This window comes from Candidatus Kapaibacterium sp., assembly GCA_023957315.1.
Taxonomy (GTDB): domain Bacteria; phylum Bacteroidota; class Ignavibacteria; order Kapaibacteriales; family UBA2268; genus PGYU01.
On the sequence record JAMLHE010000016.1, the window covers coordinates 1 to 22,279 of the forward strand.

General features: G+C 36.5%; 20 protein-coding genes. 8 read left to right on the forward strand and 12 right to left on the reverse strand.

The features are described 5' to 3' along the window. A partial coding sequence (locus M9949_13010; protein MCO5252320.1) for a T9SS type A sorting domain-containing protein occupies positions 1-1,005 on the forward strand: 1,005 nt, incomplete at its 5' end. 287 nt (positions 1,006-1,292) lie between these two features. On the opposite strand, the gene M9949_13015 is transcribed toward M9949_13010, so the two are convergent. From M9949_13015 to M9949_13070, 12 genes are all read right to left on the reverse strand, one after another. After that, a complete protein-coding gene (locus M9949_13015; GenBank protein MCO5252321.1) occupies positions 1,293-2,144 on the reverse strand; it encodes an alpha/beta hydrolase in 852 nt (283 codons plus the stop codon). Continuing rightward, positions 2,129-2,335 (reverse strand): hypothetical protein, encoded by a 207-nt coding sequence (locus tag M9949_13020; protein MCO5252322.1) that lies wholly within the window; start codon positions 2,333-2,335, stop codon positions 2,129-2,131. Before M9949_13020 ends, M9949_13015 begins: the two co-directional genes overlap by 16 nt. 185 nt (positions 2,336-2,520) lie before the next feature. After that, positions 2,521-3,675 (reverse strand): hypothetical protein, encoded by a 1,155-nt coding sequence (locus M9949_13025; protein MCO5252323.1) that lies wholly within the window; start codon positions 3,673-3,675, stop codon positions 2,521-2,523. 5 nt (positions 3,676-3,680) lie between these two features. Next, complete coding sequence (locus M9949_13030) at positions 3,681-4,205, reverse strand: PRC-barrel domain-containing protein (GenBank protein ID MCO5252324.1); 525 nt, start codon at positions 4,203-4,205, stop codon at positions 3,681-3,683. A gap of 23 nt (positions 4,206-4,228) precedes the next feature. Next, entirely contained in the window at positions 4,229-4,831 is a 603-nt protein-coding gene (locus tag M9949_13035) for a hypothetical protein (GenBank protein ID MCO5252325.1), read from the reverse strand. 213 nt (positions 4,832-5,044) lie between these two features. Continuing rightward, the gene (locus M9949_13040; protein ID MCO5252326.1) at positions 5,045-5,623 is read right to left on the reverse strand and encodes a ferritin-like domain-containing protein; all 579 of its coding nucleotides are present in this window, start codon (positions 5,621-5,623) and stop codon (positions 5,045-5,047) included. Positions 5,624-5,721: 98 nt separating this feature from the next. After that, positions 5,722-5,958, reverse strand: a complete 237-nt coding sequence (locus M9949_13045) for a hypothetical protein (GenBank protein MCO5252327.1) — start codon at positions 5,956-5,958, stop codon at positions 5,722-5,724. Positions 5,959-5,991: 33 nt separating this feature from the next. Then, on the reverse strand, positions 5,992-6,453 hold the full coding sequence (locus M9949_13050) for a PA2169 family four-helix-bundle protein (protein MCO5252328.1): 462 nt from the start codon (positions 6,451-6,453) through the stop codon (positions 5,992-5,994). A 116-nt stretch (positions 6,454-6,569) separates the two neighbouring features. Continuing rightward, entirely contained in the window at positions 6,570-7,481 is a 912-nt protein-coding gene (locus M9949_13055; protein MCO5252329.1) for an isoaspartyl peptidase/L-asparaginase, read from the reverse strand. Between the two features lie 57 nt (positions 7,482-7,538). Then, positions 7,539-8,417: a cyanophycinase gene (locus M9949_13060; protein MCO5252330.1), complete on the reverse strand. Its 879-nt coding sequence runs from the start codon at positions 8,415-8,417 to the stop codon at positions 7,539-7,541. Beyond that, positions 8,414-11,086, reverse strand: coding sequence for a cyanophycin synthetase (gene cphA, locus M9949_13065; protein ID MCO5252331.1), 2,673 nt, complete (start codon positions 11,084-11,086; stop codon positions 8,414-8,416). The genes M9949_13060 and cphA overlap by 4 nt, the downstream gene beginning before the upstream one ends. A 277-nt stretch (positions 11,087-11,363) precedes the next feature. After that, a complete protein-coding gene (locus M9949_13070; protein ID MCO5252332.1) occupies positions 11,364-13,523 on the reverse strand; it encodes a catalase in 2,160 nt (719 codons plus the stop codon). Between the two features lie 387 nt (positions 13,524-13,910). Between M9949_13070 and M9949_13075 the strand changes: the two genes are divergently transcribed. From M9949_13075 to M9949_13105, 7 genes are all read left to right on the forward strand, one after another. After that, positions 13,911-14,855, forward strand: a complete 945-nt coding sequence (locus M9949_13075; protein MCO5252333.1) for a hypothetical protein — start codon at positions 13,911-13,913, stop codon at positions 14,853-14,855. 165 nt (positions 14,856-15,020) lie between these two features. Beyond that, positions 15,021-16,541, forward strand: coding sequence for an IS1182 family transposase (locus M9949_13080; GenBank protein MCO5252334.1), 1,521 nt, complete (start codon positions 15,021-15,023; stop codon positions 16,539-16,541). Positions 16,542-16,923: 382 nt separating this feature from the next. Then, positions 16,924-17,682 carry a hypothetical protein gene (locus M9949_13085; protein MCO5252335.1) on the forward strand — a complete coding sequence of 253 codons (759 nt, stop codon included), beginning with the start codon at positions 16,924-16,926 and terminating at the stop codon, positions 17,680-17,682. After that, the gene (locus tag M9949_13090; protein ID MCO5252336.1) at positions 17,679-20,150 is read left to right on the forward strand and encodes a T9SS type A sorting domain-containing protein; all 2,472 of its coding nucleotides are present in this window, start codon (positions 17,679-17,681) and stop codon (positions 20,148-20,150) included. The genes M9949_13085 and M9949_13090 overlap by 4 nt, the downstream gene beginning before the upstream one ends. Positions 20,151-20,218: 68 nt before the next feature. Beyond that, positions 20,219-20,665 (forward strand): hypothetical protein, encoded by a 447-nt coding sequence (locus M9949_13095; protein ID MCO5252337.1) that lies wholly within the window; start codon positions 20,219-20,221, stop codon positions 20,663-20,665. A gap of 66 nt (positions 20,666-20,731) precedes the next feature. Further along, positions 20,732-21,358: a hypothetical protein gene (locus M9949_13100; GenBank protein ID MCO5252338.1), complete on the forward strand. Its 627-nt coding sequence runs from the start codon at positions 20,732-20,734 to the stop codon at positions 21,356-21,358. A 63-nt stretch (positions 21,359-21,421) separates the two neighbouring features. Continuing rightward, complete coding sequence (locus M9949_13105; protein ID MCO5252339.1) at positions 21,422-22,024, forward strand: hypothetical protein; 603 nt, start codon at positions 21,422-21,424, stop codon at positions 22,022-22,024. Positions 22,025-22,279 lie beyond the last annotated feature (255 nt).

Consider the following 22,279-nt stretch of genomic DNA (forward strand, 5'->3'; position numbering starts at 1 on the left):
ATTTGGGATACAGAGTCTGGTGAACTAATAAAAACCTTAGACGCAGGATATGAACCTTGGAATATACCAGATTGTATGGCGTTAACTGTATCCGAGCGTTACATTGCCGTTTATGTATGGTATAGAATTTATGATTCTCAAATAAGTGAATCTATCAGTGCGATTCATATTTGGGATATAAATACCTACGAAAAAATAACTACATTCACACCCCAAAATCCAACAAAATTGCATACAATTAAGTTTTCTGATGATGGTAGGTTTTTAGCTATAACATATGTTCCATTTACTAATGATGCTGAAAGTGAAACAGGCACTATTTTGTATAACAGCGGCACTTGGGATTCTTACGGGAGATATTGGGGGCATAAGGATATGTCGGCCACGATGTACGTCGCTTTCTCGCCTGATGGAACTAAAATGGCTACTTGTAGTTGGAGTTATCAAGTGAAAGTTTGGGATATTGCTGAAAGAAGACTTATATCTGATATCAAAACTAAATATGGAGATGTTCAATCAATTTTATTTAGTGACAATAAACATGTATTTGCATGTAGTATTGCTGGAACATTTTTTTCAAGTATACAAGGATGGGAAATACTAAATAACAAAGAGGTCTTTCATTTTGATGAAATATCTCCAACAACCATTGATTATAATCCAAAAATCGATAAGATTTGTGGGGCTCAATTTAGGGAAATGGTATTACTCAAACCAACAAATTCTACAAGCATTTTTGAACCCTTCAAACAAAGCCTTACAGCATCCCCAAATCCTACGAACAGTTCTATAATAATTAGTTTTAATTTGCCTAAATCGGGATTGACAAATGTTGAAATAAGCGACATTAACTCAAGAACTATTTGCAAACTCCATACAGGTTTTCTCGAATCAGGACAGCATTCTTTTGATTGGAACACAAAAGCAATTCCCGCAGGTGTTTACTTTTGTAAGATTTCTTCAAAAGAATTTAATGAGACAATAAAAATTATAGTGGAGAAATGAGTCTCGTCCTAAATTATGATGTCAAACATAAAAACAAAGAAAGCTCACCCCGACCCTTCGACAGGCTCAGGGAGCGGGAATTAAAATCGTAGGGACAGAACTGCGTTCTGTCAAAATAACTAATAATATCATAGGTACACAACGCGCCGTGTCCCTACAAAAAGCGTTCATATTGAGCCAGGCGAAGAAAACTAATTCATCCTATGACTCTAAGTCATCTGTTGAATATTGAGTCTTTAATCATCTGACAGAACGCTGTTCTGTCCCTACAAAAAATTGCATTATCCTCACTCTCCGGCAAATTTTATCAGCTCGCTATTAAACTTTTCAGTTTCTTCCAGAAATAGACTATGACCGCTGTTCTCGAAAATTACAAGTTTTGAATCTTGGATTCCGGCTTTCATTTGTTCTGCCAAATCGAATGAGCATATTTTGTCTTTTTTGCCATGCATAATCAAAGTTGGAATGCTGATTTTTGCAATATCGGCTCTCAGGTCTGTATCGCGTAGAGCGACCAAGCATTGTGCCGTAGCGTACGAAGAAGCGCTCAAACTAATTCCATTCAGCCAATTTCCAATCCCTTCATTCAGTGAAGTTTCAGTTGCTGAGAATATCTTTGCGAAATCATTTAAAAGTTTTGGTCTGTCCTTGTGATTCAGTTCAATTAATTCATCAACGGCGCTTTGGGGCAGATTGTACGGAAAATCTTCCCGTTGAGTCCAGCTCGGGGCTGCTGCTCCACAAAGTACAAGTTTTGAAACGTGAGCTTCATTATAGTTAGACACAAAGCGAATTGCAATAGAGCCGCCCATCGAAAAGCCGACTAAAATTGCGTAATTTATATCAAGTTCGCTCAGAACTGTTTTGATATCCGATGCGTGTTTATCATAATTATACTCCCCATAAGGTTTGTCAGACTTTCCAAAGCCTCTCAGTGTTATGCCGATTGCACGAAACCCTGCATTGAGCAAATCATTATATTGATATTCAAACATATCATCGCTTAGGGGCCAACCGTGTATCAATACTATTGGTCTCCCTTCGCCGGCATCAGTAATATGAAGCCGAACATTTGGCTCCACTTCAATATATTCTGCACGAGCCGATTGAGTTGTTGATTCTTCTATAGTTTTTTCCATTTCCTTTCCCTTAGATTCTTTACAAAATTTATCTTTACTGTTTCGTATGATTTGTAAGAATTATTGTTTTCGTGTATTTTTGAGGCTTGATTGGTGGTTGATAAATGGAATACACCATTTTCAATGTTCTCAGAAATGTCATCAATTCTTGACGAGCTATTCTTTTCCGGATTTACTTCTGTATTTGCCATTGTTAATATACCTTAAAATGTGAATAATAAATAGTATCTGTACAAATGTAAGCACATTAAATTATTGAAGTTTACATATACTTTGAAATATTTATATTATCCACATATTTCAAAATGTAATTCAGTAATTGAAATATTCCTGAAATTCATAAACTAAGTTTACAAATCGCAAAGCAATTAATTAATTAAAATCGAAATATTGCTGCCATTCCGGTTTCGGAGGGCATTTTATCGGTTGGTAGGACCATTACCTGTCCACCCATCTTCATAACCAATTCTCCCATATCGTCAAGCAGGTCATCTACTTTCGGATTGCTCAAATCTTTTTTCTGTGTATTTCCCGTTACAAGATTAGTAACCCTTGCCGAGATTATTCGGTCAGCTTCAACAAGAAGCGTATCAACCCGACCCTCAACAGCCGCAACTGCAATTATCTTGTAATCATCACTACCTTTGCCGTTTGCCCTTGCCTGCTCAAAACGTGCAACTAAGTTGTCAAGTTTCGAGTTATACTCCGGTTCCATTACTTCCCAAGCCATTTTTGCTAATTGCTCGGTTGAAACAGACGAAGGATTGATAGCAATTCCATTTTGAAGCAGCAGTGGATTTTTGCTTACCTTATGAAAAAGGCTATGGTGTTCGGGTAATGCTGCAAGAATAAGGTTCCAGCCTGTAGGTTTCGAATAGTGTTCATTTATCGCATTTGCGACCACTCGGAAAAAGCGCTCAGCATCTTTTTCGGATTCTTCCTTATAACCACCATGTCCGTGGTGCATACCTGAGCTTTCTCCACCCACACCTCCATAAGATGCAACAGTTGTATGGCTGTCTGTCAATTCATCACCAAGTGCTTCTGTTATGGTTTTTGGAGTGTCTGAAGTTAGTTCAACCTCAGAGATGAAATGACGATTGCCTTCAAAAAGTTTGATGTCATGGAGGGTTAAACCCAATAAATAAAAATGGTCGAGTGATTGCAAATATTGCCGCAGCGGTTTGGTATGGAAACTGTCGGCTACTATTGCAAATTCTTCAACCGTTTTATTTAATCCTACAACTTTGAAAATTCCTTTTGCACTAAAAACAGCCAGTCCATCTTTTGTGTGATTCCAGATAATTTCATCGTCAGCAAGAGTTTCGAAAGGTCCTATATGTTTTTGTACCTCATCGGCTGAATACTTGTGGAGCAAGGATTTCTCCATTTCGCGAATTAGATTTTTAAACCGGATAGGATTCTGAAGGTTAGCAGGATGGCTTCTATCCGTAGGCATATAAAGTGAAAGAAAGGGCTCCTGTCCTGACGACAGGAGCTCTTGAATTAATTCTTTGGTTAGTATTTCCATGATTTTTATTCCAAATCTTTCTTTCGGAATGAATTGTTGAACTCTTCGCGGTCATAAAATCCTTCAACAGTATTCGAACTGTGAAATGTGTTATCTCCTTTGTAATGACGAACTACATCTAATTCGTAACCAAAACCAATAACATCTCCCTTTTTGAAGCGTTTGGTTTTCGCAAAGGTTGAACTATCAATCTGATTGGTATTAACAAGTTTGTTTTCCTCATCAAGATTTGCCATTCCGATAGGAATAATCAGGTGATTTTCCCCATCCTTGTTTAAAAAACCATGAACACCTTCGCTTGCCTTATCTTGATAAGTATCATGCCCTTGCTCTATCAATGTGGTATCCACTTCAACATCAAGGTAAACTACACGTTCGGCAGTTTTATTTACCAGCAAATGCTCCACTTTCCCTATGGTGCGGTTATTTGCATCTTTTACGTCCCAGCCTCTTACATCGCTATAATTTTCGGCTACTTTATAACCGGATAATTCATCCAGGTTAAAAAGATTTTGGTTTGTATCTGTCATTATTCTTTCCTTTTTATTGTTAATTAATTCATTTTTTGAAGAAGGTCAGAAGACTTAGCGAAGTAATTCTTAACTGCATCTTTTTGTTCAAGCGTAAGTATCCCCGGTTTTATAGATTCTGATGCACTCCTTAATCCTTGAACTTCATCAGCCAAACTCGGATATTTTGCCTTTTGGATGTTTTGCAATACATTGGTTAAAATATCAGTTGCCATTCTAATGTTATCCGCATGTGTTGTAACAAAAGGATCTTCTGTAATCATATTTGCATATCCCTTTACTTTTTCTAAATCTGCTCGAACGTCATAGTCAACTTCATCTGCCATAGCATTTGTTGCATCAATTAGTTTTAATAGTGCTTCATTTGTAAATTCATGGTCCAGACTCATCTTTGTCTTACTGTTTTCAACATAATTTACATAAGCTGCAACAGTGCTGTTATTTTCCTTTACCTCTATGAGTTCAGGTTCGTTCGTGTTGGTGACATATTCTGATTCAGTGACTTCCTCTGTATTTTTGTCATTATCACTAAATACTAAGAAATACAAAAGCAATGCAGCGATGACAAGTCCTGCAATCACCCAGGGCCAAGCCTGTTTCTTCTGTTCAATTTTAATCTCTGCCATAATAATTAATCCTCTCATTAGTAAATTATATACAAAGATAAGTACATTAAATTATAGAAATTTACATTTATTATAGAAAAAGTTATATTATTCACACATTTGTTTTTTTGTCATCCTCCCTTTGGAATAATTAGAGAAAAAATCCGCTTTTATTTGCATTGTCCACGATTAAATTCATGGGCTATGGTAATCACTGTCTGCATGGTCATTAGTTTATGCTTCTATTTCTGTCGCATCAATATTAACATCTCCCATTGCAACTTTTGTTAGTTTTTGGTCAGCCGCTTTTTCTTCATTGAGCGTGGTTTCAAGCAATGCTTGAGCTTCTGTTAAACCTAATGTTTCGGCAAATTGGCGAAGTGTACCGTAAGAAGCAATTTCATAATGCTCTACTTTTTGTGCAGCTGAAATAATTCCTGCATCGCGCATTGGACCTTCTTCGCATTCTTCCATTATTTCCTCTCCTTCTTTAATCAGACCTTCCATTGCATCGCATTTTTCTGCAGTTGCTTTTTTGTCTATAGATTCAAAGACTTGCTCTAATCTGGTTATTTGGTTTCTCGTTTCAGAAAGGTGGCTTGTTAGTGCATCTACCAAAGCATCGGATGTTGCATTTTTAATCATCTTTGGAATAGCTCTGGTAAGTGCTTTTTCAGCCCAGTAAATGTCTTTCAATTCATCTACAAATAATTTCATTAGTTGAGATGATTTCATAGAAGCGCGGTTCGATTTTTCTTTTGACTGATTTCCGTTTTGGGAAGTGGTCGGCGAATTTGATTTTTGATTATTCATTTTTATTATCCTTTATATTTATTTTAGAAATTATTATTATTTTATAGATTCAGTTCGTAATGCAATCGAAAACTTTTCCAAATATGATTCCCATGTTCTTATTTTTTGGATACATTATTTTCCTTATGTTCTTTATTTTTCATAAGGTTTAAGCCATAGGTATAATTTGTAGAAAGAATTACATCGTTGCAATCAAAATGTTTGATGATTCCGTCTTTAACTAAAGCAACGACCCAACAGGTATTTTGATGCATACCGTAATCAATGAGGAATAGGGTTTGTCCTGTTCCCAAAGGTGTTTCTACTAATATCGAAGGGTCTAACTGAAGTATCATATTATTGCTTTGTTAAAGTTTAAACTGAATGCATTATGCATGTATTTGCAATTTATCGCGTAATGCTTTTACATGCTCGTGGTCGGCTTTTAGTAATGCTTTTTGTGCGTTTATCATCTCTCGATGGTCTGCACTTAAATATTCTAAATCATTCTCTAATGCCTTATTGTAAGTATCTAATGCTTCTTCTTCTCCGTCCACGCAAGAATTGAGAATTGCTTCGCGGTCTTTGCCTGTGAGAGCTGCCTTAAAATCCATCCATACACGAAAGAATTTTCCGGAAATTTTTGTACCTTCGTCTTCCTCGCCACCCAATCTGGTTACTACGCTAACTAATTCACGTTTGCATTTATGACTGGTCGAAATGAATCTTGCAAACAAGGTTTTCAAATCTTGTTCATCGGTTTCTTTAGTAGCTGTGTCATTTCCTTCAATTCTATCGTTGTTAATATTGATGAGTGAGTTAGACACGTCAATTGTTTTTTCATTTTCCATTTTGATATCCTTAATTATTTTTATAAAATTTGATTTTGTCAATCATTTTCCAATGTGTCTCGTTCTATAATATTTTGACAATGATCACACTTGAATAAGGCAAGACAATCCATACTTTATTTGTAAATTTTCACTGTAACATTTTCATCATTTGCTTTCCATGCCCTATGCATTCGTTGACTATTGTAACTTATTCCAAAGTTTCCCATAGCATCTAAAGCAATTACACCTATGTCACCTTCGACATCTTTGTTTCGCCGGTGAATGACATAATCACATGCCTCTTGTACACTGCAATTTTTCAATTCCATATAAAACGCAATGCTGTGTGCTATTACATTAGTGATTAGCAATTCTCCATCACCGGTTCCGGAAACGGCGCAAGACGAATTCTTTGCATAACAACCGGCACCTATTATACAACTATCGCCAATGCGACCACTCAAGCTATTGCTTGTGCCACCTGTTGATGTAGCAGCTGCAATATTACCTGCAGTATCCAATGCAACAGCACCAACTGTTCCGTTCGGGCGTTTTCTTATAATATCTTCTGAATCATCCTTAAGCTCATTAATAAGCTCATCTACCCGATGCTCAGTAATAAAATAGGAATCTACTTCCAGTTCCAAATTATTTTCTTTTGCAATTTCAAGCGCCCCTTGCCCGGATATAAATACATGCGATGAATTGTCCATAATAAACCTTGCAAGTGTGACGGGGTTTTTGACATTGCGAACTATTGAAACTGCACCTGCACTATTGCTACTACCATCCATAATGGAAGCATCCATTTCTACTTCGCCCTTGGTATTAAGAGCTGAACCTCGTCCTGAGTTAAACAGCGTATTATCTTCCAAGAAACGAACTGCATGTTCAACAGCATCCAATGCACTGCCTCCTTGCTTCAAGATTTTATAACCCGTATTTACAGCATCTACCAATCCCGCTTTATAAGCTATTTGGTTCAATTGGATAAATTCCGAATCTTGTCCGGCTCCACCGTGAACAGCTATCGCAATATTTTTCATCGTTATTCTTTTCCTGTCTATTAGTATTTATATATTTTTTATGAGGGCAGAACTTAGTCATGGATTTCCATCTCCCTTAATCCTAATTGTATCTATTGCAGGATTAGCAACCATTCTGGTTTTCAGATTGAATCGGCAACCTTTTACTAACAAATGGACTTTTAAGTTTTCTACAAATACACCGCATTCATCATCTTCTTCTTCAGAAATATTTGTTTGTCCGATAGTTGAATTATCTATTATCACTACCACACCTGAGCCTATGCATTTAGCATCATGTCCATTTTTCACAATCAGTGCAGTGTCATCACCAAGACCAACGCCAAGTTGCCCGGGATTAACCAGCACAGCGTGAGCAAGTCGCCCAAATCTCCCGCGTTTTATGAAATGAGAATCTATTATACAATGCTCAAGCCAACCAAAGCCAGAAGTGGTTTGCAAATCATGTCTAAACACTACTTCATTGGTACCGCCACCGCAAATCATAATTTTTGACATCACCATTGCACCGGCGCTTGTACCGGCAACTACAAAGTTTTCCTCTTCATGGTAGCGTTTCGCGATTAATTTGATTAATGGGGTATCTCCCAAAATGTCTGATAAACGACATTGGTCGCCACCACTAAAAAAAACTGCGTCTGCTTTTTCTATCCGCTTAATGTATTTGCTTAACCCTGCTTCACTTTTCTTTTCTATGGGTATGAAACCTGTATTATCAAGTCCTATTTGATTGAATGTTTGTTGATATAATTCTTTCACTTCCTCCTGAAACATAGAGGCGGTAGTGATTATCTCAACTTTCTTTTTCCCTTTTAAAAGCATATGCAAAATTGCAAAGTGTTTGAACTCAAGGTTTTGTTTTTCAACTTGAAGCGATTGATTATCAACTTTATCTTCGGCTCCTCCGATTATGAGTAATGTTCCTTTTGTTATCATGATTCGATTTGGTTTAAGATTAATGGGACTAAATCAGCCGATGCGATTTCTAAATCCATTTGTTGTTGCACATAGGACAGTGTATTTGGAATATCATCGGCACTCTCAAAAATAAATTCTCCGCTTATTGCATTATCAATGGCATATTGTATAGCTTCAATTTCATCTGAAATTATTATTATAGGTATATTGTCATTAATTTCTCGAATACCTTCAATCAGAAACTTGCTTAATTCTTCTTTGGTCCTTCCTCTGTTGTCTTTGTCATGCCTGATTAGTATTTTGTCAAACATATGGGCAGCATAACGCCCGATATTTTTTATGTCTTCGACGCGTCTGTCACCGGTAGCTCCAATAATTCCTGTTTTCTGGCTTGCATTAACCTGTTCCAGATATTTTTTTATCTGAATATATCCGCCGGTATTATGGACATAATCTACCATTAAGTCGAAATTTTTAAAGCGGTAAAGATTCATTCTGCCGGGTGTCTGTTGTGGCGAAGGGATGAAAGATTTAAGTGCTGAAGCGATTGTTTGTAAAGGAAAATCACTTAATGAGGCTGCTAATATGGAAGGTAAAATATTTTTAATCATAAACTCACATTTACCGTTAAAAGTTAACGGCACTTGAGTAACTTCAGCAATTTTTATTTTCCATAAACCTTTGCTAATAACAAAGTATTGCTCTTCAACATAAGCAGCCCACCCATCGTTTTGGATATGCTCTTTAATGCGTGGATTATTTGCATCTATGCTGAATAATGCAATATTACAATCTAAATTATTTTTGATTTCAAAAACCAAATCATCATCTGCATTTAGAATTGCATAACCACTATCAAAAGTGCTTTGTGGAACGACTGCTTTTAATGTTGCTAATTGTTCGATAGTGTCAATATCATTTACACCCAGATGGTCATCCGAAATATTGGTAACAATACTAATGTCGCATTTATCAAATCCTAATCCGGCTCTAAGTATTCCACCTCTCGCACATTCAAGCACGGCAAAATCAACAATGGGGTCGCGTAGTACAGCAGCTGCACTGATAGGTCCGCTGCAGTCTCCGGCACAGATATGAGTACCATCAATATAAATTCCATCCGTTGTAGTATATCCGGTATGATGCCCGGCGGCAGCCGCAAAATGGGCAATTAACCGCGTAACAGTTGTTTTGCCATTTGTGCCCGTAACAGCAACAATCGGAATACGTCCGCTTGCATTATCGGGATAAAGCATATCTAACACAGGCTTTGCCACATTTCTGGCTTTACCTTGGGATGGGAAAAGATGCATTCTGAAACCGGGACCTGCATTAACTTCAATCACTGCGCCATTTTCTTCAGTTATTGGAATACTAATATCTTTTGCCATTATATCTATTCCACATATGTCTAAATTCATGAGCCGTGCAATACGTTCGACCATGAAAATATTTTGTGGATGCACAATATCAGTAACATCTCTTGCTGTCCCACCCGAGCTTAAATTGGCGGTGCCCTTTAAAAATAAAATCTCTCCAATTGGCAGAATAGAATTTAGTGTAAGTTTTTGTTTTGATAAGATGGATTCGGTAGCTGTATCAAGTATTATTTTGCTAAGTACATTTTCATGGTCTTCACCTCTACGAGTATCATTATTTGTTTGGTCAATCAGTTCTTTTATACATGATGAGTCATCGCCCATTACCATTGCCGGTGTACGTGTTGCTACGGCAACTAATTTGTAATTAATTACCAAAAAGCGATAATCAACACCGTTTATAAAGCGTTCCACTATTACATCGTCTGAAATTTTTTGCGCCTCAATAAAACCCTTTCTTGCCTGTTCTAAAGAGCTTATACAAGTAGTAATTCCTCGCCCATGATTACCATTTATCGGTTTGGTAACAAGAGGGAACCCAATTTCGTTTATAGCTTCTTCCAGTTCCATTATATCATCAATCAGGGTACCTTGGGGTACGGGAATATAAGCATTTGATAATAAGTTTCGAGTAGCATTTTTATCAGATGCCAAATCAACTGCGATGCTGCTTGTAGAACATGCAACGGAGGCGCAGATGATTTTTTGATTGCAACCTTGACCAAGCATTATTAAAGATTTATTGTTTAATCTTGTGTAAGGAATGTTTCTACGTTCAGCTTCTTTTACAATTGAAAATGTGCTGGGTCCTAATTTTTCTCTATTATACAGTCGTTGCAGCTCTTTTATATCAACGTCTATATTATAATCTATTTTGCTGATGAGCTTTTCCACAAAATTAACAGCCGCTTTGGCAGCGTATATTCCTGCTTTTTCTATGACATATGAAAATACAACGTGATAAATACCCTTTACATTGGTAGAACGCGTACGTCCGTAACCACAATTCATCCCGGCAAGAGATTGCAATTCAAGAGCAATGTGTTCTACCACATGCCCGAGCCAAGTACCATCTTTTACACGCATAAAAAATCCACCTTCAACTCCCTCTGAACAGAAGTGGCTTTTCAAGGATGGCATAATCCGTTCTAATGATGCACCGAAACCATCTATCATGTTAGTAGGTAATTGCTCATAATCTCCAATGTCAAGTTTCATGACAATAAGATTTTTCCTGTATCCCGACCAGTAATTTGGTCCGCGGGTAACTTTTATTTCAATTATTTCCATTTTATTATTTTTTTTCATATTTTACAAATCATTTTGAATCAACACCTTACTGTAATTAATTGTATTTCATAGTCCACGATATAAAAGCTAATGGAATCAAGGCGTTTTTAATCATTTAGCATTAAAAAAACACCCTATATTTGTTCAGCTTTGTTTTTATATGTTTCTTTATATTGCATTAAAACAGTTTAATACAATATTCTTTCTTGTATCAATATACTTATGTATTGGTGCCTGAGCACCTTATATAATAATTCCGGTTATGTAAATTCTAAAGCAATTTTTTACATATAGCTTAAGCCGGCACTTTTCTGAAATCTTCACGATTCCAAAAACGATGTTTGGCGATGCACTTGATAAATTTGTCGGCATTGCCATCAATAATTACTCCAACATCTTCCATATTCAGATTCTTAAATTCAATCTCTTTTATAAAAGTCTCTTTCAAAAAGTCGGCACTTTCCACTCCTGTCGCGATAACTTTGCAATGTTTGTAGGCTTCATTCACAAAATGTATCGAATCGGGCTCGGTTATTAAGGCTGTGATATTGTCTTTACCGGCAGGTATATAAACTGCATCATACAATACCGAAGCATCGGTCATAAAAGTTCCATCCACAGTTATTTTATTGCCGCCTTCAGTGGTAATGGTACCCTGTTTCAGCGAAATTAATTTTACAATAGCGCCTTTCGCCACCAAAGCTTTTTTCATTATACTCACCGAATCATCATTTACCCCATTTGCAACAAGGAACGCCACTTTTCTGGTCTTAATCGTATCTTTAATTGTGCCTTCCATGCTTAAAGCTTCGGATTTGTCAATCACCGGTTTTACATGAATAGGTTCAGTATCCTTCATATCCGCATCAGCTGAAACACCATGATTCATTGGCTTTTCAGGAGCTTTCGGAAGGTGTAATCCCAATCCGTCAGCCACTTTTGAAGCTAAGCTTTTATCAACCTGCGTCAGTAACCCAAGCATCCTTTCTCTTATGTAAACTTTTTCAACTTTGCCCAATTCAAAAGTAAAAGCATCTACAATATGCTTCTGTTCAGCTTTTGACTGGCTGTGGAAGAACATAGTAGCCTGACTAAAGTGGTCAAAAAAACTTTTGCTTCTGTTTCGGACTTTTACGGCGTCAATTCTTTCTGCATGACTTACAAAGCCGCCTTCAGCCTCTTTGGCTTGCATCGGTGCACCACCTGAAATACTGTTAGGATGGTAATTTGTTTTATCCGAATTTATGGTCTGCCTCATATGTCCGTCACGCTGATTATTGTGCATTGGGCACACAGGGCGGTTAATTGGAATTTCATGAAAATTCGGACCTCCCAATCTCGAAAGTTGCGTATCGGTGTAAGAAAATAATCTGCCCTGCAACAAAGGGTCGTTGCTAAAGTCTATTCCCGGTACAATATGCCCGGGATGAAATGCAATTTGCTCTGTTTCGGCGAAAAAATTATCAGGATTTCTGTTGAGTGTCATTTTTCCCACTCGAATTACGGGAATAAGTTCTTCAGGAATTAGTTTGGTTGGGTCAAGCAAATCAAAACTAAACTTAAACTCATCTTTTTCGGGTATTATTTGCAAACATAATTCCCACTCTGGAAAATTGCCTGTTTCGATAGCTTCCCACAGGTCTCTTCTGTGGAAATCGGGGTCTTTACCGGAAATATTTTGGGCTTCGTCCCATGCTATTGAATGCACTCCCAGCAGAGGTTTCCAAATAAATTTCACAAAGTGGCTTTCATTATTCGCATTAATCAATCGGAAAGTATGAACTCCAAAACCTTCCATCATACGATAGCTACGGGGCAATGACCTGTCGCTCATTTGCCACATTACCATGTGCATGCTTTCGGGCATCAGTGATATAAAATCCCAGAAAGTATCGTGAGCAGAGGCTGCCTGCGGCATTTCATGATGCGGTTCAGGCTTTACGGCATGAACAAGGTCGGGAAATTTCATAGCATCTTGAATAAAAAATACGGGCATATTGTTTCCTACCAAATCATAATTACCTTCCGATGTATAAAATTTTACCGCAAATCCTCTTACATCTCTTGCCAAATCTGATGAGCCTCTGGAACCTGCAACCGTTGAAAAGCGTACAAATACAGGAGTTTCGACTGTTTTATCATTCAAGAAAGCCGCTTTAGTGTATTTGTTTTGTGAATCATACAACTTAAAAACACCATGAGCCCCACTGCCTCTTGCATGTACAATCCGTTCCGGTATGCGTTCGTGGTCGAAATGTGTAGTTTTTTCCCTCAGAATAAAGTCTTCTAATAGCGTTGGTCCTCGTTCTCCGGCTTTGAGCGAGTTATTGTTGTCGTTAATTTTTAAACCTTGATTGGTGGTCATGAGTTTGTCTGCACTATTCTCAGTATTAACTGACAAGTCATCAATTTTAGATGAATTTTTCTTTTTCGATTTTTTTTCTTCATTAGCCATTTTAGTTGTTTCTGTCTTTGTGAGTAATAATTAGTTACGCTACAAAGATAAGTCCATTAACTCATTGAAATGTTATAGAAATAATTTAAATAGTTGCATAATTCACATATTGGAAAAATTGTATCGTCCGAATTTATATTGTCAAACATAGACTATGATTTATTCTTGGGAAAATGTAAATGCATTGGTCATTCTGAGCGAAGCGAAGAATCAAGATTTCGTAAAATAAATGGATTCTTCGCTTCGCTCAGAATGCCGCCATACACCTTATTTGATATATTTATAAAAAAAATCATATCCAAATGTGACAAAATCAGTTTTGACTTGTTATTATAATTATAGTATTGACAAATTGGAAAATTGTTTTTAAAAATTTGGGAACTCGACATGAAAAAAATGTTTTTATACTCAATTTTTATGCTTTTTGTAGCAAATATCGCTTACATACAGTCGCAGCAGCAGACCGATGGCTTATTAAGTAGTTGGGTCACATGTTTGGCGATTAGTGGCGACCGCATTTTTGCCGGAACTTGTGACGGTGTCTTCTTATCTACCGATAACGGGAATAGCTGGACAGAGAAAAATACTGATTTAAGAGTATTAAGTGTGCAGGCAATGGTGATGAGCGGAAACACCGTATATGTCGGCACTTATCTTGGTGGAGTGTTTGTATCTACGAACGATGGAGATACTTGGGCAAAAATGAGTGTAGGGTTGGATGATGAGGATGTTGCCGCTTTAGCAAAAAGTGGAAATCTGTTTATAGCCGGAACGTATTGGGAAGCAAGTGCCTATTCATTTGTTTCCATTCAAGGTCAATGGCAATGGGTTTTGATGAATGTGGGATTGCCGAGAGCCACCGTTCGGACTATCGTTATCAAGGATACTGAAATTTTTGCCGGAACTTGTGAAGGTGTGTATTCATCTTTAGACAGCGGGAAAACTTGGACAAATAAAAGCAGCGGATTGCCCAAATTGAAAGTTCGGACACTTGCCATTAGTGGCGACCTGATTTTTGCAGGAACCGATAGTGGTGGTGTGTATTTATCCACAGACAATGGAAATTCTTGGTCGCCCAGAAATAGTGGATTACCAAATGTAACAATCAGGTCAATAGCAATAAGTGAAAATCAAATTTTTGCAGCTACTGAAGGTTATGGGGTGTTTTCATCCTCAGACGTCGGCTATAGCTGGTCTCCGAAAAATAAAGGATTACAGAACCTGAATATCTACACCTTAGCGGTAAGCGGAAATAACATGTTTGCCGGAACATGGGGTGGTGGCATTTATCGCTCTACAGACTTTGGCATCAATTGGATTCGAACAAAGTGATGGGGGGAGAGGAAAATATGAACGAAAATCCCCCTGCTCGCAAGCTCGCTTTGAGGCTGTCTCATAAGGGCAGCCATTTTTTATATTTTTGTGGAAAAATACGAGAAAATACTAGGTGCAAAATAGCGTCATAACAGCTGTAATCAACAATAAGTTAGCGATGCAATGAGACCAAAGTTTAAATACTATAATCAATCACAAGCGTTTCTGCTACCTCCATCTCTTGATGAAATGATTAAAGAAACTCATCCTGTTAGGACAATAAACAAAATTATTGATGAAATTGATATAAGCGATATCGAAAACAATTACATCGGTGGTGGCGCGACCAGCTACAGCCCGAGAATGCTTTTGAAAATACTCGTATATGCTTATATGAATAATGTTTATTCAAGCCGACGAATAGAAAATTTAGTGCAAGAAAATATTCATTATATGTGGCTAAGCGGTATGCAAAAGCCGGATCACAATACAATCAATCGCTTCCGCAGTAAACGCTTGGCAAGCGGCTTGAAAGAAGTCTTCACTAAGGTAGTAATGCTATTTCATAAAGCCGGAATTTTGGATATTAAAGATCTATATACAGACGGCACAAAAATAGAAGCAAACGCAAATAAATACAGCTTTGTCTGGAGTAAAAATATCCGAACACGTAAAGAAAAAATATTACAACAAGTCAATGAGTTGTGGAAATACGCACTTCAGGTAAGCGCAGAAGAAATGCGAGACGTCCGACCACAGAGCTACGAAGAGATAAATCCCGAGAGTATAACTGAAACAATAGAAGAAATAAATAAAGTATTGGTAAAAAAAAAGATTGATAAAAATGTACGTGCCAAACTTACAAAAGTGAAGAAAACTTGGTCTGAACAATTAAGGAAATATGAAGCATACGAAAAGCAAATGAACGGTCGCAACAGTTGTTCAAAAACCGACCCTGATGCAGTATTTATGCGAATGAAAGAAGACCGTATGCAGAACGGACAACTAAAAGCCGCTTACAACTGGCAAATAAGTACAAACAATCAAATAGTGGTCAATTACAGTATTCATCAAACAGCCGGTGACACTTCCACATTTATTGAACATATAGAATCATATAAACGCCAATATCGTGAATACCCTGAATCAATCACAGCTGATGCAGGTTATGGGGGTCATGAGAATTACAAATATGCAGAAGACAATAAAATCGAAGCCTATATCAAATACAACTATTTTCATAAAGAGCAGAAAAGCAAGTGGCAGAAAGACATCAGCAAGTCCGACAATTTATATTACAACGAAGAACAAGACTGTTACTATTGCCCAATGGGTCAAGCGATGGAAAATATCGGAGAGAAAGAAAAAATAACTTTGAACGGATACAAACAAATAGTCAGCCGATATAGAGCCAAAAACTGCGTCGGTTGCCAGCTGCGAGCCACTTGCCACGAAGGCGCTGACAATCGAACGATAGAAATAAACAAAGAAGCAAAACGACTAAGAGAGCAAGCAAAATCCCGACTGATGAGTCCTGAAGGTGTGAAAAAACGAAAACGACGACCAATTGAACCGGAAGCGGTTTTTGGCAATATCAAACACAACAAACAATTTAGAAGATTTTTACTGAGAGGCAAAGAAAAAGTAGAAATCGAAGTTGGACTATTGGCTCTAGCCCACAATCTGAGCAAATTTGTAGCTTAAAATAGCAAAATATCTCACTTTCCCATCCAAAATTGCCTCAAATTAGCATCAAAACATACCAAAAAATGGAATAATGCTCATTTCTAATTGATTTTTCAAATTTAGAATGTTAATTATAACAATTAGTCTCATTTTTTCTTTTTATTGAAGTCGAAGAGGCTGCTCTTGTGAGACAGCCTCATTAAGGGGGATTTGTTTTTTGGGGCTATGTTTTCGTCAAATATTTTACGACACGACACCATTCTTCGGTAAAGTTTTTCTATATTTGAAAATTGGAAATAGACTAAAAACCTATTATGCTCAATATTTGAATCTGTGGTGGTCTGATTTTAAAAGAAAAGGTGAAAAATTTCTGAATCGAAAATAAATTTTAGAGTATCCTATGAAAAAAATATCCTTTATCATTTTGTTAGCTGCTTTGTTTTTCCTTACAGGTTGCCCAAACGATGACCCCGTCAAGCCCGACCCTTGCGCGGGTAAGAAACCGGTGACCGCTGAAATAAAAATTATGCAAGAAGTCAGGAATGCCGACACAGCATCTAATTGGATTGAAACAGATACAATATCAATTGATAAATTGGTGATTTTTGAATCTTTAGAAAATTATGATTTTTATGAATGGCAAATTCTCGGTGATACTACAAGATACTACAAAAGGCGACAATCATTTAGATTTTATGAACCTTGGGGGGAGCTTACTGTGAGATTGATTGTACGTAGCCAACCTGATACTCTTTGCTTTCCTACTGATGATGGTATAGATACTGCTTTCAAAAAAATTCTTGTAGTAAAAAAAGAAGATTTGGCATTAAATGGTAGTTATTTGGGTTATCACGAAAGTAATCCCTTAGACACTTTCACAGTAGATATTGTGTTTGAAGGAGGTAATAGAGGTATGGTTATATACAACATAAATAGGGGATGTTTTGTTCCTAAGACAGTAGAAGTACTTCAAACATATATGTTTGTTGATTATAGTAATCATTACATCAGTTTCAAGGGTAACGTTGGAGAATTTGGATGCGAACTACCTTCAGGTCGTGGAGTACTTGATATTTCGAGTAATACAATCGTAATTGACTATGAATCTGGTCCTAAAGATGATAGAAAGCAGTACAAATTTATAGGGGTGAAGAAATGAAAACTCTAATCATTTTTTTACTCTTCTTATCTTACAATGCTGGAATCCTTTATAGCCAAACAGATAGGTGTTCAACACAGACTACAGAGGCTGTAAGAACAGACCCGAACAATGCGATTAACGAAAGATATCCAAGCAAGACCAATACAGATGGTAGAATTTTAAATTGGATGGATAAGCAATTTGATGTTAATTGTATGTTTTTTCATTCTGGTGTAAACCGCATTGAATCACCTTTCAATCAGACTAATAATATTTTTGTAAATCACTTTTTAGATAATAAGGATAACAAACCGGAGGACGGTTGGGAACTGATCTGTCGCCAATTTGGATATAACGATGATGGCTTACTTGATACAGATGAAAACAATCCCTACTTGGTACTATACAACAGATACTTAGGTCTTATAAGAGTGTTTGCCTTAGTTGGTAATAATAAAGCAGATTACTCATATGGCAAAATTTCAATGAGGTTTCTGTCGGGTGATGAACATGTTACTACTTCCTTGTTAGATTTCGCTATTTCAGACTCTTTAAAACCATTTCGTGCACTGAATGATTTCCCTTCACGAGCAAGTGGAATTGACTTTAATAACTATAGTATGCATAATTTGTTTAGAAGGGTAAGCAACATGTATAATTGGTTTTATGCTGATTTCCCGGTAAATTATGACCCATGTACTTGTTTGTCCAAGTCGAAATTATTTTTTGAAGTTGAAATGATGACTCAAGCTAATTTGAATATGACCGGCACTTTAGAAAAAACAGTTGTTGATTTAGGGAATTCTTATAACAATGATAACTCTGCTTTGATTGATGATACAGGAAAATCGTTGACTTTGTCCGGATTTGGTGGCAATATTGTAGAAACTTTTAAAAGTTTTAACAGATTCAATGTCGGTTTGAAACACTACATTAAGGAATTTCACAAAAGTGATAGTCTGAAGAAAGATAAAGCATTGGCATCTTTGAATGTTTTTAACGAAACACTTCGCGAAGGCATGGCAACTGATGCATTGAAAATTATGCCTGAAGTCGGGAATATTAGCGAGATGCTTGATTATTTCATAATTGGTGGCAAAACTTACCCAACAACGATTAAACATGCACCAACTGCTATCCAATCAAATTTGGCGGTCTCCGGTTCAATCACTGCTTATAAGTTTCAGAGTATAATCTTTTGGAATCCCGGTTCAAACTTCACAAGTTCTTCATTCGATGATAGGCAATATCCAATTTACGACCAAGTGCTTGGCACCTTCAATCTCTTAAGGGCGCCCAAAATTGCTGTCAATAAATCAAGCTTTGTTGAATGCAAAAGTAAAAAGTTGCGTATATTTCCTAGAAAAGTAAGATTCGATAATAGATATACAATTAGCGATACTTTCTCGGTCAATTTGCACGAACAAATTCAATATGTGCTCAATCCTGTGGCTTTCAGTACCAATCCCGATGATGTTACCATTTTAGCATCTATTGAATTCGATTTGGAACCCACAAAATATTTATACTTTCGGGGAACCGATATCAGTGCGACGGGTTTGGAACATGTTAAGGATAATACTTATCGAAGCAAATATTTCCCAATTCAATGCTTGACAGATGAGTACTTCAAATTTGTTGTCACTACAGACGCTACTGATTTTTGGCACAAAGAAGAATGCGGCGAACTATCAGTAAACCCTATTAGCCTAACTAATTTCAAAGTCAGATTGCTCAATTTTTATAAGAGGAATGACTTGGAAAATCATCCAAATGCCGATGATATTATGGAAATGAGAACATACCTAATTGGAGAAATTGTTTACACAGAGAATTTGAACAACACTGATGATTATTCAATTTCGGGCTACCATGAATCATTAGTGCTCGAAAATACTACGATATCATCCGATATAACTGCTTGGGGCGATATTGAAATAGGGGAGAATGTCACTGTGTCAGGTTCAAATACATATTATATCAAGTCAATTTATGGTAGCACTTATGTTAAAAATGGGGCAAATGTAGTACCAAACTTGATATTGCAATCAGGGCATAAAAGTGCTTGTAATATACCTATGTATGCGCCCGTTTCGTTTGATGATGTAATGGATTTTTGCAAATCTAACTCGAAAGACGGTTATCGTCCCGAGATTAGGCGGATGGGACCAAGCAGTATGTTTTATGAAGATGCCTTGCATTATTCTAATATCGAACCGTCGCATACATTGAGTTTGGATGTTTATCCTTCACCGGCTCATTCGACAGTGAACATCAAATTTGACCATTCCGAATCACAAAATATTAGAATTGTGATAAGCAACCCCTTAGGAAAAATACTTGCCATTCCCGTTGACAACTCAAATCATCCACATGGAGAATTCACTATACCAATAGATGTCAGTCATTTTTCACAAGGAGTATATTTTTGTACATTATATAGCCCACAAGGAATAATCACAAAAAGCTTCGTAGTAGTTAAGTAATCTATACAAGTCTCGTCTTTTGTAACAAAAGAGGGAAATGAAAATTTCACACTTGAAGGAGTCAAAAAATGAAAAAAAAACTAATATGGTTAGTCTTTGCGAGTGTGTTATTGCTGAAGTCTTGTGATAGAGGAATTGAAGTAGGCTTACCACCAATATTTTCAATGGAAGCAATTTATCCAAATCCTGCAAGAACAATAGATACAATAACTCTTGGAATTTATGAATATGATACGGGACTGAGATTAGGGTCTGGTGATAAGTTAATAGTTATAGCCAAAAAAGCAACAGATACGGATACGTTAAAAATAACAGGAATAGAAAAAAGACGTGAAAACCCTAAATATTCAGAAGGACACATCATTTCTAATCCTTATATTGAAGTCATTCGGTCAAAATTTGAAATAATGATTCAATGCGATATAAGTAATCTGAATGAAGGAAATTGGACAATTGAAGTTAGTGGTGGTAAGTGGACAACTACTAGTAAGGTAAGATTAATAGTTTTTAAATAGATGAGTTCCCTTCTGTCAGTTGTAACAAAAGCAGAACAGGAAATTACATATTTATAGGAGTAAAAAATGAAAAAACTTTCTTTGTTTTCTTTGTTTATTTTTGTATTGGCATTGAGTTGTTCGGAGGACTCAAATTCGCCCAATAACAATCCTAAGGAACTAATTCCTTTAAAAATTGGAAATACATGGGTACATAATCATACCTATTATGATGAATTTCTCACCGACCAATCAGGTAAATTAACATCAACTGTTATATCTGATGAAATGTATAACGGTGAAAAGTATTATAGAATGGAAATGTTAAGACATAATTCCAACCAAAAGGAAATTTCACAAGTATATTACATTAACAAATCTGACGGATTTTATTCGCTATATTTTATTAATAGCGAACCCCAAACAAAGTTTGTAAAATATCCGGTATTCGAAGGTGAAATTATTCATAGCGATAAATACAACAAATTTTATGTAGAAAAAGTTGATACATTGATAAGCACAAGTGCGGGGAAATTCAAATGTATAATGTATGTTAAAATAGCACTATTGGATGATATAGAAAGGAGTAAAGTTCTAATTTATTACTGCCCTGGTATTGGGCTAATTGCAGGGGAAAATATTGGGATAGATCATGAAACCGGACATCAATTTCTTTTCTTCAAGTCTGAATTAGTATCGTATAGTTTGAAGTAGAAAAAATTCAGTTCTGTCCTTTACAACAGAACGGGAAATTTACATATTTATAGGAGTTAAAAAATGAAAAAACTTTCTTTGTTTTCTTTGTTTATTTTTGTGTTGGCATTGAGTTGTTCGGATGACTCAACTTCGCCCAATAACAATTCTAAGGAAATATTTCCTTTAAAAATTGGTAATTCGTGGGTGTACAATTATACCTTTTACGATGATTTCGAGGTGAAGACAACTAAAGGGACATTAACTGTTGTTTCAGATGAAATGTATAATGGTGAAAGGTATTATAGAATCGAAATTTCGGATGGCGACCAAGCTATAATAATACCACCTATTTATTACATTAACAAGTCTGACGGATTGTATTTATTATTTTTTGAAGATAATCAAGAACCCGAATCAGTGCTTATAAAATATCCGGTCACCGAAGGTGAAATATTTTTTAATGATGGATTCCACAAATCATATGTAGAAAAAGTTGATACTTTGATAAGCACAAGTGCCGGTAAATTCAAATGTATAAAGTATGTTGATATAATACATTTGAATGGAGAGCAAATACATAAAAGCATCAAGTACTACTGCCCGGGTATTGGTCTAATTGCATCAGAATCCGGAAATTGGTCTCTTGAAAATCGGTCTGAATTAGTATCGTTTAAATTGAAGTGATTGGGGGGGCTATTTTGTAAACGTTTTTTAGGACAAACTTTGGAAAATCCCCCTGCTCGCAAACTCGCTTTCCCCCTTTGGCAAAAGGGGATTAAGGGGGATTTCTTGTTTGTTGTCCCGTCAGTTGTTCCAACTAATGAATATTGATGAATCTGTATTATAGTGTCAGATGTAACAAAGACGATTCACTAACTATGGAACAAAGACGGGACTGGAAATTCTGAAAAATAAGACACGTTATTTTTGACGAAAAGA

Excerpts from the sequence above, each read along its gene's own strand:
- M9949_13015 (MCO5252321.1), bottom strand. The coding sequence starts at position 2,144 with ATGGAAAAAACTATAGAAGAATCAACAACTCAATCGGCTCGTGCAGAA.
- M9949_13020 (MCO5252322.1), bottom strand. The coding sequence starts at position 2,335 with ATGGCAAATACAGAAGTAAATCCGGAAAAGAATAGCTCGTCAAGAATT.
- M9949_13025 (MCO5252323.1), bottom strand. The coding sequence starts at position 3,675 with ATGGAAATACTAACCAAAGAATTAATTCAAGAGCTCCTGTCGTCAGGA.
- M9949_13030 (MCO5252324.1), bottom strand. The coding sequence starts at position 4,205 with ATGACAGATACAAACCAAAATCTTTTTAACCTGGATGAATTATCCGGT.
- M9949_13035 (MCO5252325.1), bottom strand. The coding sequence starts at position 4,831 with ATGGCAGAGATTAAAATTGAACAGAAGAAACAGGCTTGGCCCTGGGTG.
- M9949_13040 (MCO5252326.1), bottom strand. The coding sequence starts at position 5,623 with ATGAATAATCAAAAATCAAATTCGCCGACCACTTCCCAAAACGGAAAT.
- M9949_13045 (MCO5252327.1), bottom strand. The coding sequence starts at position 5,958 with ATGATACTTCAGTTAGACCCTTCGATATTAGTAGAAACACCTTTGGGA.
- M9949_13050 (MCO5252328.1), bottom strand. The coding sequence starts at position 6,453 with ATGGAAAATGAAAAAACAATTGACGTGTCTAACTCACTCATCAATATT.
- M9949_13055 (MCO5252329.1), bottom strand. The coding sequence starts at position 7,481 with ATGAAAAATATTGCGATAGCTGTTCACGGTGGAGCCGGACAAGATTCG.
- M9949_13060 (MCO5252330.1), bottom strand. The coding sequence starts at position 8,417 with ATGATAACAAAAGGAACATTACTCATAATCGGAGGAGCCGAAGATAAA.
- cphA (MCO5252331.1), bottom strand. The coding sequence starts at position 11,086 with ATGAAAAAAAATAATAAAATGGAAATAATTGAAATAAAAGTTACCCGC.
- M9949_13070 (MCO5252332.1), bottom strand. The coding sequence starts at position 13,523 with ATGGCTAATGAAGAAAAAAAATCGAAAAAGAAAAATTCATCTAAAATT.
- M9949_13075 (MCO5252333.1), top strand. The coding sequence starts at position 13,911 with ATGAAAAAAATGTTTTTATACTCAATTTTTATGCTTTTTGTAGCAAAT.
- M9949_13080 (MCO5252334.1), top strand. The coding sequence starts at position 15,021 with ATGAGACCAAAGTTTAAATACTATAATCAATCACAAGCGTTTCTGCTA.
- M9949_13085 (MCO5252335.1), top strand. The coding sequence starts at position 16,924 with ATGAAAAAAATATCCTTTATCATTTTGTTAGCTGCTTTGTTTTTCCTT.
- M9949_13090 (MCO5252336.1), top strand. The coding sequence starts at position 17,679 with ATGAAAACTCTAATCATTTTTTTACTCTTCTTATCTTACAATGCTGGA.
- M9949_13095 (MCO5252337.1), top strand. The coding sequence starts at position 20,219 with ATGAAAAAAAAACTAATATGGTTAGTCTTTGCGAGTGTGTTATTGCTG.
- M9949_13100 (MCO5252338.1), top strand. The coding sequence starts at position 20,732 with ATGAAAAAACTTTCTTTGTTTTCTTTGTTTATTTTTGTATTGGCATTG.
- M9949_13105 (MCO5252339.1), top strand. The coding sequence starts at position 21,422 with ATGAAAAAACTTTCTTTGTTTTCTTTGTTTATTTTTGTGTTGGCATTG.